This is a genomic window from Paenibacillus sp. A3, from assembly GCF_001399685.1.
GTDB lineage: Bacteria > Bacillota > Bacilli > Paenibacillales > NBRC-103111 > Paenibacillus_G.
The window spans coordinates 14350-30636 of the sequence record NZ_JTHN01000096.1; the positions used below are offsets into that span (position 1 = coordinate 14350).

General features: G+C 56.8%; 11 protein-coding genes and 1 pseudogene. 11 read left to right on the forward strand and 1 reads right to left on the reverse strand.

Annotated features, from left to right (window positions below; translation table 11 throughout):
* Window positions 1-56 precede the first annotated feature (56 nt).
* The 5 genes from QJ48_RS14910 to QJ48_RS14930 all read left to right on the forward strand — a co-directional run bounded on the left by QJ48_RS14910 (window position 57) and on the right by QJ48_RS14930 (window position 6075).
* Window positions 57-950: an AraC family transcriptional regulator gene (locus QJ48_RS14910; RefSeq protein WP_054974358.1), complete on the forward strand. Its 894-nt coding sequence runs from the start codon at window positions 57-59 to the stop codon at window positions 948-950.
* A gap of 405 nt (window positions 951-1355) precedes the next feature.
* Complete coding sequence (locus tag QJ48_RS14915) at window positions 1356-2288, forward strand: phosphotransferase family protein (protein ID WP_054974436.1); 933 nt, start codon at window positions 1356-1358, stop codon at window positions 2286-2288.
* Between the two features lie 290 nt (window positions 2289-2578).
* Window positions 2579-3709, forward strand: coding sequence for an acyl-CoA dehydrogenase family protein (locus QJ48_RS14920; RefSeq protein WP_054974359.1), 1131 nt, complete (start codon window positions 2579-2581; stop codon window positions 3707-3709).
* A gap of 39 nt (window positions 3710-3748) precedes the next feature.
* Window positions 3749-4927: an acetyl-CoA C-acetyltransferase gene (locus QJ48_RS14925; protein ID WP_054974360.1), complete on the forward strand. Its 1179-nt coding sequence runs from the start codon at window positions 3749-3751 to the stop codon at window positions 4925-4927.
* Between the two features lie 17 nt (window positions 4928-4944).
* Complete coding sequence (locus QJ48_RS14930; protein ID WP_054974361.1) at window positions 4945-6075, forward strand: acyl-CoA dehydrogenase family protein; 1131 nt, start codon at window positions 4945-4947, stop codon at window positions 6073-6075.
* 30 nt (window positions 6076-6105) lie between these two features.
* Here QJ48_RS14930 and QJ48_RS38710 read toward each other — a convergent pair.
* Window positions 6106-6252 (reverse strand): annotated as a pseudogene (locus QJ48_RS38710) (glutathione peroxidase); the annotation flags it as partial.
* Between the two features lie 290 nt (window positions 6253-6542).
* On the opposite strand from QJ48_RS38710, the gene icmF reads away from it, so the two are divergent.
* The 6 genes from icmF (at window position 6543) to QJ48_RS14960 (ending at window position 16246) form a co-directional block, all read left to right on the forward strand.
* Window positions 6543-9800 carry a fused isobutyryl-CoA mutase/GTPase IcmF gene (gene icmF, locus QJ48_RS14935; RefSeq protein WP_054974362.1) on the forward strand — a complete coding sequence of 1086 codons (3258 nt, stop codon included), beginning with the start codon at window positions 6543-6545 and terminating at the stop codon, window positions 9798-9800.
* Between the two features lie 74 nt (window positions 9801-9874).
* Complete coding sequence (locus tag QJ48_RS14940; RefSeq protein ID WP_054974363.1) at window positions 9875-10885, forward strand: thiamine pyrophosphate-dependent dehydrogenase E1 component subunit alpha; 1011 nt, start codon at window positions 9875-9877, stop codon at window positions 10883-10885.
* Between the two features lie 8 nt (window positions 10886-10893).
* On the forward strand, window positions 10894-11874 hold the full coding sequence (locus tag QJ48_RS14945; protein ID WP_054974364.1) for an alpha-ketoacid dehydrogenase subunit beta: 981 nt from the start codon (window positions 10894-10896) through the stop codon (window positions 11872-11874).
* 115 nt (window positions 11875-11989) lie between these two features.
* Complete coding sequence (locus QJ48_RS14950; protein ID WP_054974365.1) at window positions 11990-13336, forward strand: dihydrolipoamide acetyltransferase family protein; 1347 nt, start codon at window positions 11990-11992, stop codon at window positions 13334-13336.
* A 64-nt stretch (window positions 13337-13400) separates the two neighbouring features.
* A complete protein-coding gene (locus tag QJ48_RS14955) occupies window positions 13401-14261 on the forward strand; it encodes a 3-hydroxybutyryl-CoA dehydrogenase (protein ID WP_054974437.1) in 861 nt (286 codons plus the stop codon).
* A 74-nt stretch (window positions 14262-14335) separates the two neighbouring features.
* Window positions 14336-16246 (forward strand): beta-N-acetylhexosaminidase, encoded by a 1911-nt coding sequence (locus QJ48_RS14960; RefSeq protein WP_054974366.1) that lies wholly within the window; start codon window positions 14336-14338, stop codon window positions 16244-16246.
* Window positions 16247-16287: the final 41 nt, after the last annotated feature.

Below are 16287 nucleotides of genomic sequence, written 5' to 3' on the forward strand. Positions count from 1 at the left end.
CAAATCAGTCAAGTCATTGCACATTTCGGACATCCATGCCAAGGGGGAGCCGGATCATGTTAGATCATCCGCATAAAATTCAAGCCTATTTGAATGAAATCGTCCCGCGTCTCCAGAACCAATCCGCCTCCTTCACCATCCATTATTGGGGAATCGACCCCGCTCATTTTGACAACCCCGTGCATCAGCATTCCTTTTTTGAAATCTGCTATGTCCGGGAAGGAGAGGGGATGTACATGGACGGTGACGATCTCTTTCCCCTGCAGAAGGAGACATTATTTTTATCGCGGCCTGGCATCCGCCACCAAATTCGCAGTAAGAAAGGGATGTTTCTCCTGTACGTCGCTTTCGAAGTCGACGAAGAGAATACGGACCCTGCTATTGTCCGGCACTTTCGGCAGCTTGCGGTTGCCGATCGTATTTTGATCACCGATGCGTACGCGAATCCCGCGACACTTATCTGGACCGCGCTTCTTAAGCATTTACAAGAACCGGTCCCCATCACGGAGCATTACGTGAAGAGCGCTGCCCTGTCGCTGTTATTCTCTTTCTGCTCCGCTTTTCAAGCTGAAGCTCCGTCTTCGGGCTTTGGCACTTCCAGTTATAAACCAGCCGCTTACGCGTTGAATCGGGCGATCCGGTTCGTGAAAGACAACCTTTCGCAATCGATGACGTTGGCGGAAGTGGCCGCTTATCTTCATCTTTCCAGCCGCCATTTGTCCCGGTTGTTTCAGCAGGAGCTCGGAATGAGCTACATCCACTTCGTTCAACAAGAAAAAATTCGCCGGGCTGTGTATTTATTGAAGCACACCGATTTATCCTTGATCGAAATTGCCGAGAAATCCGGATTTTCAAGCATTCATTACTTCACAAGGTCATTTTCCCGGAAAATGGGAATGCCCCCCGGCAAATACCGGGAAGCAATACATGAAAAGAAAACTTCGGAATAATGGCATGGGGCCGGGACAGCCCGTCGCTTCATTTCGGCCTTGCTTCCTTCCGAATCGTTGTTCTATAATAAAACAAAAACGTGGAAATGGTGGGATACGTGCAGTGATGATGATGGCTGTGTTCCTGACAGAAGTGAACGGTTAAGTTCTAACCGAATACCATAAGCGTGACCGGGCCCTCTGCCGGATTTGGCAGGGCTGCTTTGCCGTGTGTCCGCTTGTGTACTCCTGTTATGAACCCGATCATCACCGTCTATGCATGAATCGATGAACCAAGGCCGCTTTGGCGTGCTTTGTTTCCGTATTCTTACGCATAGGAAGCCGTGGATGGACAATGTTCATCTGCGGCTTTTTTTGGTTTTCGTGCCAGAATTCAATAACACAAGTGAGAAAGGCGGAATGACTATGCGTTCATTCAAACCGGAAATGAATACCGAAGCGGCTCTCGGCTATTTGCGGCAAATCGAAGGGGAGGGTGTTTCCGATGTGACCCCGATTGACATGGGGGAGCTAAGCAAGGTGTACAGCTACACGAAGAATGGCAAGGACTTGGTCATTCATTTTAAGAACGACCCGGAGACGCTGAAGAAGGTCAAATTTATTTCGGACCAATATGCCTCTTGCGGGGTACCGATGCCCCGGATCTTCGAAGTTGGAACCTGCGGCGGCGCCCATTATTCGATTGCGGAAAAAGTGGCGGGGGCCCCGATCATCTCCCAGGTCGGACCGGATATCCGCGGCGTTCTGCCTGATCTGGTCCGGCAGTTTACACGGATGAACCAAATCCGGGTAGAACCCTTTGCAGGCTTCGGGTGGATCACACCTACGGGAGAGGCTTCGGCTAAGACGTGGACGGAATTTCTGGCTTCGACTTTTGATGAGGAACAGGAAGGGTTTTACCAGGATTGGACTTCCCTTTTTGAAAGCAGCTTTCTGGAGAAAGACGTGTTCGAACGAATCTATGACGCGATGATGAAACGAATCGGCTATGCGCCTGAGGAGCGTTACCTGGTTCACGGGGATTTTCACTTCGGGAATATGTTATCGCAGAATCAGGTCGTAACCGGCGTTGTCGATTGGGAGATGGCGATGTACGGGGATTTCATGTTTGATTTGGCCGTCCTGCACCTGTGGGCACCGAAAGCGCAATTTCCGCAGAGAGTCCGCGAGGCATGGGAGGAAGAAGGGCGTTCCATCCCCTACTTCGAAGAGAGATTGCTCGGGTACCAGCTCTTCAAAGGCTTGGACGGCTTGAGGTTTTACGCGAAGAAGGGAGACAAACCTGCCTACGATTTCACGAAAAATCATCTCTTCGCTTTGCTGGAGCAAGCCAAATAACGATGAACTTTATACGATTATGGAAACCGTATTTATGTTGAGGGAGATCGAAAAGCAAAAACAAGCGGATAAGTCCCAATAACTCCGGGGCTGGATGTTTTTACAAGGAGAAATTATGCAGGCAGACGCCTCGCATAATTTCTTTTTTTGTTGGCGCAGATTCGGTGTGCTTGTCTCAATCCAACGTTTTATTTCCATTATGACATCATATTTATCCCGAATATTTCATAACATGGGGGTAGAATGCCGTTTTGCCGTAAGTCCCTTTGTATGTTCAAAGGAGAGATTTCATGAGGTTCGAATTTACGGAAGAGCAGGAAATGATCTGCGACGTGGTGCGCAACTTTGTCGCCAAGGAAGTGGAAACGAAGGCTGAGCAGTTGGACGAAGCGGAAGCGTTTGACCGCGAACTGTTCGACCGGATGGCGGAGCTGGGCTTTACCGGCTTGCCCTGGCCCGAATCGGACGGCGGGGCCGGGGGAGGCTTCGCAAGCTACGTCCTGCTGCTGGAGCAGCTGGCCGGAGGGAGCGCTTCGCTAGGGGCGGCGCTGTGGACACATGTTCAGCTTGTGACGTGGCCGGTGTACAGGTTCGGGCCAAATGGCGGAGCGAAGCATTTGCGGGCGCTAATCGAGGGCCGGAAGCTCGGGGCCGGGGCGCTTCCCCCGCGGCCTGGAGGACTGCCTCCGCTTGCCTTCACGCTGGAGGCGAAGCCGGATGGGGACGAGTACGTTCTCGACGGGACGCAGGCGTTTGTTTTCAATGGCAAAGAAGCCGATCTGTTTCTGGTTTATGCGAATGTGAAAGGCGAAGGCAAGAGGGAGCACGAACGAACCGCCGCATTTCTCGTTGAGCGGGGGATGGCCGGTTTGGAGGTACGGCCCGTCACCGAAGCCCTTGGCCTACGCTCCTCCGGCATAGCCCATCTTGCCTTCGATCGCTGCCGCATTTCCGGGGGACAGCTGATCGGCAGTGTCGGACAAGGGGCCGCCATCGCCGGGGAGACGTGGGCCAGTGCCCGGTACGGCTTGGCGGCGCTGGCGGCCGGGATTGCGCAAGGCGCTTTGAAGGCGTCGCTGACTTACGCCAAGGAGCGGACGCAGTTCGGCAAGCCGATTGCGCGGCATCAGGCGGTGGCGTTCATGCTGGCCGAGATGTGTGCGGCTGCCGAGGCTTCGAGTCTGCTTGCCCGCAAGGCTGCGTGGAATGAGGACAAGGGGTTGGCCTTTGCCGAGCCGTCCGCCCGGGCGCTCGCATATGCGGCCGATGCCGCCATGGGTTCAACGACGAATGCGGTGCAGATCCTCGGGGGCTACGGCTATATGAAGGAGTACCGCGTGGAACGGTACATGCGCGATGCCAAAGCGCTGCACATGGTCAAAGGTATGGGTGTATGGGCCGGAAGCGACAATTTTTTATGATCACGCGGCTTTCTTGCGGAGAGCCCGGAAGGAGAAGCGATGAGAGAATCGGTGATTGTTGGGGGTGCCCGCACGGCATTCGGGAAATTCGGCGGCGCATTGAAGAGCAAGCAAGCCGTCGAGCTTGGCGGCATCGCTATCGAAGGGGCTTTGGACAAAGCAAAGGTGACTCCCTCCGAAGTCGATGAGGTCATTATGGGCATGGTGCTGCAGGGCGGCGCCGGACAAATCCCGTCGCGTCAGGCGGCGCGGCTGGCCGGATTGGACTGGCGCGTGCAGACGGAGACGATCAACAAGGTATGCGCCTCCGGCATGCGCAGCATTACGCTGGCCGATCAAATCATCCGGGCCGGCGATGCCGAAACGATCGTAGCCGGCGGGATGGAAAGCATGAGCAACGCGCCGTACGCGGCAGCGGATGCGCGCTGGGGCTGCCGCCTTGGGGACAAGAAAGTGACGGACCTGATGTTGCGAGACGGGCTGCATTGTGCTTTTCAGCATGTCCATATGGGAGAGTACGCCGAAAGAATCGTTGCTGAGAAAGGCATCAGCCGCCAGCTTCAGGACGAATGGGCGCTGCGGAGCCATAAACGTGCCATGGAGGCCATCCGGCAAGGGCTGTTCAAGGACGAGATCGTGCCCGTCGCTTGCGGGGCAGGCTCTTACGCGGACGTCGATACGGATGAAGCTCCGCGCGCCGATACGAGTGCGGAGAAGCTCGCCAAGCTGCCATCCGCCTTTGTGCAGGGAGGTACCGTGACCGCAGGCAATGCTTCGGGCATTAGCGACGGCGCCGCCGCGCTGGTGGTGATGTCCGAGGAAAAAGCGGTCCGCGAGCGCTACTCGCCGCTTGCAAGCATTATCGGGCACACGACCGTTGCCGCCGAAGCGCCTTATTATACGATAACGCCCGGACTCGTCATTCAAAAGCTGCTGCAAAAAACCGGAAAATCGTTGCAGGAGATTGATTTGTTCGAAGTCAACGAAGCGTTCGCAGCGGTCGTTCTTGCCAGCGGCGGCCTCGTCGGCTGGGACGAGGAGAAGGTCAACGTCAACGGCGGGGCGATCGCGTTCGGGCATCCGATCGGAGCCAGTGGGGCAAGAATCGTTCTGACCTTGATCCATGCGCTGAGACGCCGCGGGGGCGGGCTCGGAATCGCGGCCATTTGCAGCGGAGGCGGACAAGGGGATGCGATTTTGCTTCGGGTGGACGAATAAGGGGGAGTTGACGCCTGATGGAGCTGTGCTTCACGGACGAACAGGAGCGCTTCCGGAGCAAGGTGCGCGAATACGCCGTTAGCCGGATCGCCCCGTCCGTTCCGGCTATGGAGGAAACCGATGCTTTTCCGCGAGAGCTCGTCAACGAAATGGGCGGCTGCGGCCTTCTGGGGCTGCCGATTCCCCGGGAATGGGGCGGAAGCGGAGCGGATATGATTTCGTATATGATCGCCATCGAGGAAATATCCAAAGCGAGCGCCACCGTTGGCGTTATTCTGTCCGTCCACACTTCGGTTGCAAGCTTGCCTATTCTGTATTACGGGACGGAGGAGCAAAAAAAGAAATACCTTCCAAGATTGGCCTCGGGGGAATGGCTCGGGGCGTTCGCCCTGACGGAGCCGCATGCCGGCTCCGATGCGGCCAGGATCAGGACGTCTGCTGTTTGGGACGGCACAGACTACATCCTGAACGGATCGAAAGTGTTCATTACGAACGCGGGCGAAGCGGACGTGTATATCGTTTTTGCCGTGACCGGTCCGGGACAAGGATCTTCCGGAGTTAGCGCCTTTATTGTCGAGAAAGCTGCACCCGGCTTCCGGGTAGAGAAGAAGGAAAAGAAGATGGGGCTGCGCGGCTCTAATACATGCGAGCTGACCTTTGACCAGGTCCGTCTTCCCGCCGCACAGCGGCTGGGGCAGGAAGGACAGGGGTTTCTCATGGCCAAGTCGATTCTGGACGGGGGGAGGATCGGCATCGGCGCACAGGCGCTCGGCATTGCCGGAGCCGCCTTGGAGCATACCGAGCTTTTGGTGAAAGCACGGTATGCAAAAGAGCGGCAGCGTGCGATGGAGCCCGTGATAACGGAGATGGCGGCCCGGGTCGAAGCCGCAGGCCTGCTCGTGTACCGGGCTGCCTGGTTGCGGCAGAACGGCAAGGCTTGTACGAAGGAAGCCTCCATGGCCAAAATGTTCGCCAGCGATACCGCCATGGCGGTCACGACGGAAGCGCTGCAGCTGCTCGGCGGCAGCGGATGGACGAACGAGCATCCGTTGGAGCGATTGTTCCGCGATGCGAAAGTGACGCAAATTTACGAGGGGACCAACCAGATTCACCGGATCGTCATTTCCAACGAGCTGCTGAAGTCGTAAGCGGCGGAAGTTGTCTGGCGAAAATAAATCCTAGACCGGCTCTGCCGAAAGCAGGGATTCAACAACCGATTCTATTTCGGATGGTTCCGTCCTCGTTTCGTATCTGGCGTAGACATGGCCGTTACGATCGATCAGAAACTTCGAGAAATTCCACTTGATGCCGTCGCCGGCGTAAATCCATTGAGTTCACCTTGAAATCATAAACAGACATCGGATCGTTCCTCCTTTAATTACGGTAGTAGGATGAATCCATGATATGGCATTTCATTCTATTGGTCTAATATATAATGAAAATAATTTTTATAGGAAAAACAAATGAGGGAGTTTTGATTGTTCTGGAGCGGAAGGGGCGCATGCTGCCTGCAACCAGTCTTACACCTTGTGTTATGTATGGCTCCGAATGAGCGGACGGCTAACTTCGTTTTCCGCTTGCATGCTTCGATTTTTCGCTATGAGGAGAGATTTGTTTGGAAACTGCACGAGTGTATCGAACAAAGCACAAGGCCAGGTTTGTTACCGCTTCCGCTTTGTTTGACGGTCATGACGTCTCGATTAACGTGATGCGCCGGATATTGCAGGCCAGCGGAGCGGAGGTCATTCATCTGGGCCACAACCGGTCCGTGGGCGAGGTTGTGCAAGCGGCGATCCAGGAGGACGTGCAGGGCATCGCCATTTCCTCCTACCAAGGCGGGCACGTCGAATATTTCCAATATGTGATCGATCTGTTAAAGGAGAGGGGCGCAAGCCATATCCGCGTATACGGAGGCGGGGGCGGCGTCATCATTCCTTCGGAAATGAAGCGGCTGCATGACTATGGCGTTGCCCGTATTTTCTCGCCGGAGGACGGAAGAAAGCTCGGTCTGCAAGGCATGATCAATGTCATGCTGGAGGAATGCGATTTTTCGACGGTTGCGGGCTACGTGCCCGATCTTGAGGAGTTGAAGCGGGGAAATCACCGCGCTATTGCACAAAGCATCACGGCCGCCGAGAGCTTGAGCAGCGAGTCCGTTCCTTCCAGCCCCGAGCTGCATGCTGCGTTCGAGCAGATGAAGGAATGGCCGTCCGACGCTCCGGTCGTCGGCATTACCGGTACGGGCGGCGCGGGAAAAAGCTCGCTTACGGACGAATTGGTCCGCCGCTTCCTGCGGCATTATCCCGACAAGAGCGTCGCCATCCTGTCCATCGATCCGACCAAGCAGCGGACGGGCGGCGCTTTGCTGGGAGACCGCATCCGCATGAATGCGGTGCATTCGGACCGTGTCTATATGCGGAGCTTGGCGACGCGCAATTCGGGCAAGGAGCTGTCGCAGGCGATCCGCGAAGCGTTGGCGGTGGTCCAGGCGGCGGGCTTCGATTGGATTCTGGTCGAAACGAGCGGAATCGGGCAGGGGGATCACCAGATTACGGAAATCTCCGATGTGACGCTGTATGTCATGACCAGCGAATTCGGCGCGCCTTCGCAGCTGGAGAAAATCGAGATGCTCGATTACGCCGATCTGATCGCGATCAACAAGTTTGAGCGAAGAGGCTCGGAGGATGCGCTGCGCGAGGTGAAAAAGCAGGTGCAGCGAAGCCGCGGATGGTTCGAGCAGCCTTACGAAGCGATGCCGGTGTACGGGACGATTGCGAGCCAGTTTAACGATGCCGGAGTCAACCGGCTGTTTACCGCGCTCATCTCCGAGATGAACCGCAAATGCGACGGCGACTGGCCGGTTCCGGATTTCTCAACGGAGAAAAGCTTCAAGAAGCAGATCATCATTCCCGGCGACCGGATCCGGTACTTGGGAGAGATCGTACAGACCGTCCGCAGCTACAAAGCTTTCGTCGACAAGGAAGCGGAATTCGCGCGCGCCTGCTACCAAATCGAAGGAACGATGCAAGCGCTGAAGCGGGAGCACGCGCCGGAGGACAGCATAACCATGCTGCAGGAGCTGAAAGAGAAGTACGAGCAGCGCCTGCATCCGGGGACCCGGACTCTCTTGGACCGCTGGCCGGAGTTGCGCAGCCGCTATGCGGCCACGCAATTGGTCACCAAGGTCCGGGACAAAGAGATCGTCACCGAGCTCGCGACCACAAGCTTGTCCGGGCTGAAGATTCCCAAGGTATGCTTGCCCGGCTTCCACGACTGGGGCGATCTGGTGAGCTGGCTGTACCGCGAAAATGTCCCGGGGACGTTCCCCTACACGGCCGGGGTGTTTCCTTTTAAACGGACGGAGGAGGACCCGAAGCGTCAATTCGCGGGCGAAGGAACCCCGGAGCGGACGAATCTCCGGTTTCATTACTTGTCGAAGAACGATCCGGCCAAACGGCTCAGCACCGCTTTCGACTCGGTCACGCTGTACGGCGAGGACCCGGACTACCGGCCGGACATCTATGGCAAGATCGGGGAGAGCGGCGTCAGCATCTGCACCTTGGACGATATGAGGAAGCTGTACGCCGGCTTCGATTTGTGTCATCCGCTGACCTCGGTCTCGATGACGATCAACGGCCCGGCGGCCATTATTCTGGCGATGTTCATGAATACGGCGATCGACGGCCGGATGGACAAATTCCGCGAGGAGCAAGGGAGAGAGCCGTCCGGCGAAGAGCGGCGTCAGCTCGCCAAGGAAGCGCTGAAGCAGGTTCGCGGAACCGTGCAGGCGGATATTTTGAAGGAGGACCAGGGGCAAAATACGTGCATCTTCTCCACCGAATTCGCGCTGCGGATGATGGGCGATATCCAGCAATATTTTATCGATCACGAGGTGCGGAACTACTACTCTGTGTCGATCTCCGGCTACCATATCGCCGAGGCGGGGGCGAATCCGATCTCGCAGCTCGCCTTCACCTTGGCGAACGGCTTCACGTATGTCGAATACTACTTGTCCCGGGACATGCACATCGACGATTTTGCGCCGAACCTGTCGTTCTTTTTCAGCAACGGCCTCGATCCCGAATACACCGTGATCGGCCGGGTGGCCAGGCGGATCTGGGCCACGGTGATGCGGGAGAAATACAAGGCGAACGAGCGCAGCCAGAAGCTGAAGTACCACGTCCAAACCTCGGGCCGGTCGCTCCATGCGCAGGAAATCGATTTTAACGATATCCGCACGACCTTGCAGGCGCTGCTCGCGATCATGGACAACTGTAATTCGCTGCACACGAACTCCTACGACGAGGCGATCACGACGCCGACGGAGGAATCGGTGCGCCGGGCCATGGCCATTCAATTGATCATCACGAAAGAACTCGGACTCGCCAAAAGCGAAAATATGCTCCAGGGCTCTTTCGTGATCGAAGAGCTGACGGATCTGGTGGAGGAGGCCGTTTTGCTTGAGCTGGAGCGAATCAGCGACCGGGGCGGCGTGCTCGGGGCGATGGAATCGCAGTACCAGCGCGGGAAAATCCAGGATGAGTCGCTCCTGTACGAAACGAAAAAGCACAACGGCGAGCTTCCGATCATCGGCGTGAACACCTTCCGGAACCCGAACCCGCCGACGGACGATCTGCCAATTCCGATGGCCCGCGCCACCACCGAGGAGAAGGAGCAGCAGATCGCCAATCTGCGCGCGTTTCAAGCGAAGCATCAAGCCGAGGCTCCGGCCGCCTTGGCGAGGCTTCAGCAGGTAGCTTTGGACGGGGGCAATATTTTTGCCGAGCTGATGGAAACCGTCAAGACCGCCAGCTTGGGACAAATTACGCATGCGCTTTATCAAGTGGGCGGGCAGTACCGCCGAAATATGTGATCGCTGTGGGGAGCGGAAGGTACCGTGACCCGCAAGGCGAAGCAAAGCCATACGTTCAATCAAGGAGCGATACTATGACAATCGATTCGATTGGGCAGCATCGGCGGCTCGGACTGACGGATGAGGATGTGCTGGAGATGTATACCTGCATGCTGCGGGCGAGGAAGGCGGACGAACGCATTTATTTGATGCAGCGCGCGGGCAAGCATGCCTTTCACATCTCCGGCATCGGCCAGGAGGTGACGCAGGTGGCGGCTGCCTTTGCGCTCAGGAAGCGCCACGATTACTTCCTGCCCTATTACCGGGATTATGCCTTCGTCTTGTCGGTCGGCATGACCCTGAAGGAGCTCATGCTCGGCGCTCTTCTCAAGGCGGAGGACCCGGGCGGCGGAGGGCGGCAGATGAACGGGCATTTCGGGGGCAAAAAGCATCATATCGTGACGATGTCGAGTCCGGTGTCCACCCAGATTCCGCATGCCGTCGGCATCGCCATGGCCGCCCAAATGCGGGGGGAGGACCGCGTCGCGTTCGTGACCTTCGGCGAAGGCTCAAGCAATCAGGGCGATGTGCACGAAGCATTCAATTTTGCCGGGTTGTTCCGGGCGCCGGTCATTTTCATGTGCGAAAACAATCAATACGCCATCTCCATCCCGGCTCACAAGCAGGTGGCCGGACGGATCGTCGACCGTGCCGCAGGCTACGATTTTCCCGGAATCCGCGTCGACGGCAACGATGCGTTCGAGGTGTACCGCGTGGTCAAAGAAGCAAGGGAACGCGCCATCCACGGGGAAGGGCCGACGTTGATCGAAGCGATGCTGTACCGTATATCTCCTCACTCCACGTCCGATGACGACATGCTGTACCGGACGAAGGAAGAGGTCGAATTTCATAAGCAGCAGGACGGTATTCTTCGTTTCCGCCGTTATTTGTTCGACTGCGGCCTGCTGGACGAGGAGAAAGACCGCGTCATTCACGACACCGTCAAGGGGGAAGTGAACGAGGCGGCAAAATATGCGGAGCAAGCGCCTTACCCCAAACCGGAAGATACGCTCCTGCACGTGTATGCGGAACGACAAGGAGGATAGTTGGATCGATGGCCATTATCACTTATTTGGAAGCTATCCGCTCGGCGATGTCGGAGGAAATGCAGCGGGATGAGCAGGTCTACGTGCTCGGGGAAGATGTCGGCAAAGGCGGCGTCCTGAACGCGACCAAAGGCCTTCGCGACCGTTTCGGAGAGCAGCGGGTACTGGATACGCCCTTGGCCGAGTCGGCGATTGTCGGTGTCGGCATCGGCTCGGCTATGGTCGGCATGAGGCCGATTGCGGAGATGCAGTTCGCCGATTTTATTTTTCCTGCGACGAACCAGATCATCAGCGAGGCGGCCAAAATCCGTTACCGCTCGAATAACGACTGGAGCTGTCCGATCGTCATCCGCGCTCCCTACGGCGCTACGGGAGGCGGAGGCTTGTATCATTCGCAGTGTCCCGAATCCGTCTTCTTTGGCACGCCCGGGCTCAAGCTGGTCGCGCCCTCGACGGCCTATGACGCCAAAGGCTTGCTGAAAGCGGCCGTGCGGGACGAGGACCCGGTCCTTTATTTCGAGCACAAGAAATGCTACCTGTCCGTTTCCGACGAGGTGCCCGAGGAAGATTATATCGTGCCGATCGGGAAAGCCGACGTGAAGCGGGAAGGAAGCCATATTACGGTAATCACCTACGGCATCACAGTGCATTATGCGCTCAAAGCCGCAGCCGAGCTCGAAGCGGAAGGCATCAGCGCACATATTCTCGATCTTCGGACGCTGCAGCCGCTCGATAAGCCGGCCATTCTGGAAGCGGCTGCCCGGACAGGCAAGATCCTCATCGTGCATGAGGACAACAAGACCGGTGGCGTCGGGGCGGAGGTATCCGCGATGATCGCCGAAGAGATGCTGTACCGGCTGGATGCCCCCATTATGAGGCTGTGTCCTCCCGATGTTCCTGCCGTAGGGATGGCGCCGACGATGGAAAAGTTTTATCTGCTCAATCCGGATAAGGTTAAGGAAGCGATGCGGCGGCTGGCGGAAATGTAAAACCTGGAGTTTTCAGGAAATGGGAGAGCCCGGGAGATGCCGGGGAAGGTTGGTTGGCGGGCTCTGCGATCCGGGCGGCCGGCGCTTTCCCTTGAAAAGCTTGAGGAGGGGTCCCATGGCGACCAAGGAGAAGGGGGGAACCGTGATTTCGGTTCCTCATTTGGCGGAAAGTCTTGTTTCGGCGACGATCGGCAAATGGTTGAAGCGCCCGGGAGATTACGTCGAGGAATATGATCTGCTATGTGAACTGATGACCAATAAAGTGAACGTGGAGATGCCTTCCCCGGTGGAGGGAGAATTGGTCGATATCCTGGTAGAGGAAGGGCAAGAAGCCGATGTCGGCGCCCCCATCTGCATCATTCGGGAGCCGAATCGGTCCGCGGTTGACGAAGAACGTCCGGCAGCCGCCGAGGCCATCGCGCCTTCCGGGCAAGTCTCCGCCGATCATACGATTCAGGCGGAAGCCGGTCGCGGTCTCGTGGAGCAGAAAATGCGATATTCCCCGGCCGTTCTGCACTTGGCAGGCGAGCATCAGGTCGATCTGCGGCAGGTCAAAGGAACGGGCATGAACGGCAGAATTACGAGAATCGACGTGTTGAATTATTTGGAAGAACGTCGTAAGGCTGAAGGGGAAAGGAGACGGGAAAGCCGGATCAGGCAGGATGCCCTCGCTGAGGCTGAAAATGCTTCTTCTCCGGAGGTTTCCGATGCGTTCGTACAGCCCGTTGCTTCCGGGAGCAGCCTGCCGACGCCGCAGCCCGCTGCGAGCGACAAAGTGCTCCCTTTGACGCCGATTCGTCGTACGATTGCCGCACGCATGAAGCAGAGCGTGTCGGAAATTCCGCATGCCTGGATGATGATCGAAGCGGATGTCAGCGGTCTTGTTTCCTTGAGGCACAAGTGGAAGGAGGAGTTTTGGCGCAAAGAGGGCGTGAAGCTGACTTACTTTCCTTTTGTCCTGAAGGCGGTAGTGGCCGCCATAAAACAAGTTCCCATGATGAATTCGGTCTGGGCGGAGGACAAAATCATCGTCAAGAAAGACATTCATCTTTCCGTCGCCGTAGGCTCCGAGGATTCCGTGGTCACGCCGGTGATCAAGCACGCGGACCGCAAAAGCGTTGCCGGCTTGGCGCTGGAGTTGGATGATCTGGTCACACGGTCGAGAAAGGGAAGGCTTACGCTATCCGATTTGGAAGGCGGCACCTTTACGGTCAATAATACGGGGGCCTTCGGCACGGTTCTGACATGTCCGATCATCAACTATCCGCAGGCGGCTCTGATGACGGTCGAATCCATTGTCCGTCGGCCTGTCGTCGTGGACGAGATGATCGCGGTAAGATCCGTGGCGAACCTCTGTTTATCGCTCGACCATCGCATCCTGGATGGCATGATATGCGGCAAATTCATGCAGCAGGTCAAGCGGAATCTGGAAAGCTATGATTTGGACAGCCCGATTTATTGAATGTCATAAATAATATATAATGGAAATATATTTCTTTAATATAGAAGAGTTGGAGGTGGAGAGCATAGCGATTCAAACGGTTATGGTCATTGGCGCAGGGCAAATGGGCAGCGGCATTGCACAGGTTGCCGCAGCGGCAGGATTGAACGTTCTGCTGCACGATATTGCCGAAGCGTCCCTTCATCAAGGCATCGCCCGGCTGACGAAAAGTCTTGCCCGGAGCGTGGAGAAAGGAAAGCTCGCCGAGGAAGAGAAAACAAGCATTCTGGAGCGGATAGTCCCTTGCGCCCATCTGGACCAAGCGGCTCAGGCCGATCTCGTCGTTGAAGCGATTATTGAAAGCATGGAGCATAAAACGACGCTGTTCAAGCGATTGGACGACCTTTGCCGGCCGCATACGATTCTCGCTACCAATACGTCCTCGCTCCCGATCACGGAGATCGCCGCCGTGACAGGACGGCCTTCGCAGGTAATCGGCATGCATTTCATGAATCCGGTTCCGGTGATGCCGCTGGTCGAAATTATCCGCGGCCTGGAGACCTCCGACGAGGTATTCGGGCACATCCGCGATTTGGCGGAGCGTATGGGGAAGACGCCCGTTGAGGTGAACGATTTTCCCGGCTTCGTATCGAACCGCGTCCTGATGCCGATGATCAACGAGGCGATTTATACCGTCTATGAAGGCGTTGCGGCTCCGGAGGCGGTAGACAAGGTGATGAAGCTGGGAATGAACCATCCGATGGGGCCGTTGGAGCTGGCAGATTTCATCGGGCTGGACACGTGCCTGTCCATTATGGAGATCCTTCACCACGGCTTCGGGGACAGCAAATACCGCCCATGCCCCTTGCTGCGCCAATACGTCAAAGCCGGCCGGCTCGGCCGCAAAACGGGCAGAGGCTTTTATACCTACGATTCATCCTTGTAACGCATTCCCTAAACCGCAGCTTTCTCTTATAATAGAAGCAGATAGGATACTTGACCAAGGAGAGGAAGCAGGAGATGAAGCTGCGGTTTGAAGGGGATTTAAACGTTTTATTGCCGGGAATTCGCGAATTGTCGCAGGAGCTTCGGATTACCGAGGCGGAAGACGGTATCGTTGTCCGGGTCGAGCCGTCGTCCGGCGAGCTGGAAGTCGGCATGGAGCAGGGTAAGGCCTACATTCGCTACGGTCAAAAGCATCAGTTCTTTCGCGGGCTCGGGCTTCTCGTGCAGCACGGTTTGCATGGAGAGCCGTTTCATCTTCGGGAGAAGCAGCAGTTCGACACGATCGGGCCGATGTTCGATTTGTCCCGCAATGCGGTATTGACGCTCGACAGCTTCAAATTCATGCTTCGCAAGATGGCTTTAATGGGATTAAACAGCGTCATGCTGTATTTGGAGGATACGTACGAAATTGGCGAGGAGCCTTATTTCGGCTATATGCGCGGCCGCTACACGCAAGCGGAGCTGAAAGAGATTGACGATTACGCCGACCAATTCGGCATCGAGGCGTTCCCGAGCATCCAGACCTTGGCGCATCTGGAAGAGTTCTTGAAGTGGGAGCCGGTGAAGCATTACAAGGATACGAAAGGCGCGCTTCTGGTCGGGGATGAGCGGGCGGATCGGTTGGTTGAAAACATGATCGAGGCCGCCAGCGCTCCGTTCCGCAGCCGCAAAATCCACATCGGCATGGACGAGGCGGAAGAGCTCGGCCGCGGCAAATATTTGGACCGCAACGGCTACACAAGCCGGTTCGAGATTATGATTGCGCATCTGGACAAAGTGCTGGATATGACGCGCCGCCGCGGTTTGAAAGCGATGATGTGGAGCGATATGTTCCTGAAGCTGGCTTCGCAGAACGGCAGCGATTACTATGACAAGGATACGCAAATTCCGGAGGAGATGGCGCGCCGCATTCCGAAAGATGTGGACATGGTGTATTGGGATTATAACCACATGGAGCAGGAGGACTACGAGAACCTCATTGCCAAGCACCGTCCGCTCGGCTGCAACTTGGTGTTTGCCGGCGCCGTCTGGGTGTTTAACACGTTTGGGGTCAATTACGGCTTGTCGTTGAATGCCTCCGACGCCGCTCTGCAGGTGTGCAAAAGAGAAGGCATCCGCGAGGTCTATGCGACCATGTGGGGCGACGACGGCATGGAGAGCAATCCTTTTGCGGCGCTGCTCGGCCTGCAGCTCTACGCGGAGCACGCGTATTCGGAAGCGAAGCCGGATCAGGCGAAGCTCGCGGAGCGGGTCAAGTTCTGCACCGGCATAGAGGCCGACGCCTTCCTGACGTTCAAGGATTTGGACGAGGTGCCCGGCTCCGAGCCGAACAACCGGATGCAGAGCAATCCTTCCAAGTTTTTGCTGTACCAGGACGTGCTGCTCGGGCTGTTCGACAAGCAGATCGAAGGACTGGAACTGTCCGTGCATTATACGAAGGTGGAGCAGGACATCCGCAGCCGGCGCGTCAAGGAAGCCGAGCTGGATTACTTGTTCGAGGTGCCGGAGAAGCTGTGCGGCGTGCTGAAGCGGAAGAGCGAGATCGGCATCGAGCTTAAGCGGGCGTACGACGCCAAGGATACGGGGACACTGCGACGCATTGCGACGGAAGTGCTGCCGGAGATTGCGGAAGCGGTACGGGAGCTGCGGGCCGCGCATCGCGCCCAGTGGCTGCGGATGTTCAAGCCGTTCGGCTGGGAAGTCATCGATATCCGCTACGGCGGGGTCGTCAACCGGCTGGATACGGCATCGTTAAGGCTGCTCGATTATGTGGAGGGCCGGATCGGGCAGATCGAAGAGCTGGAGCAGGAGCGGCTCGTATACAGCTCGTCCAACCGGTTCAACAACCGCGGCGTCGGCTGGTGCAGCTACTATTACCGGATGGCGTCGCCCAATGTCTTTTTCCACGTAATGAATCCTTTTTAAACGGAATGAAGTAAGGGAAGCGCTCGCTGCTATAGCGGGGC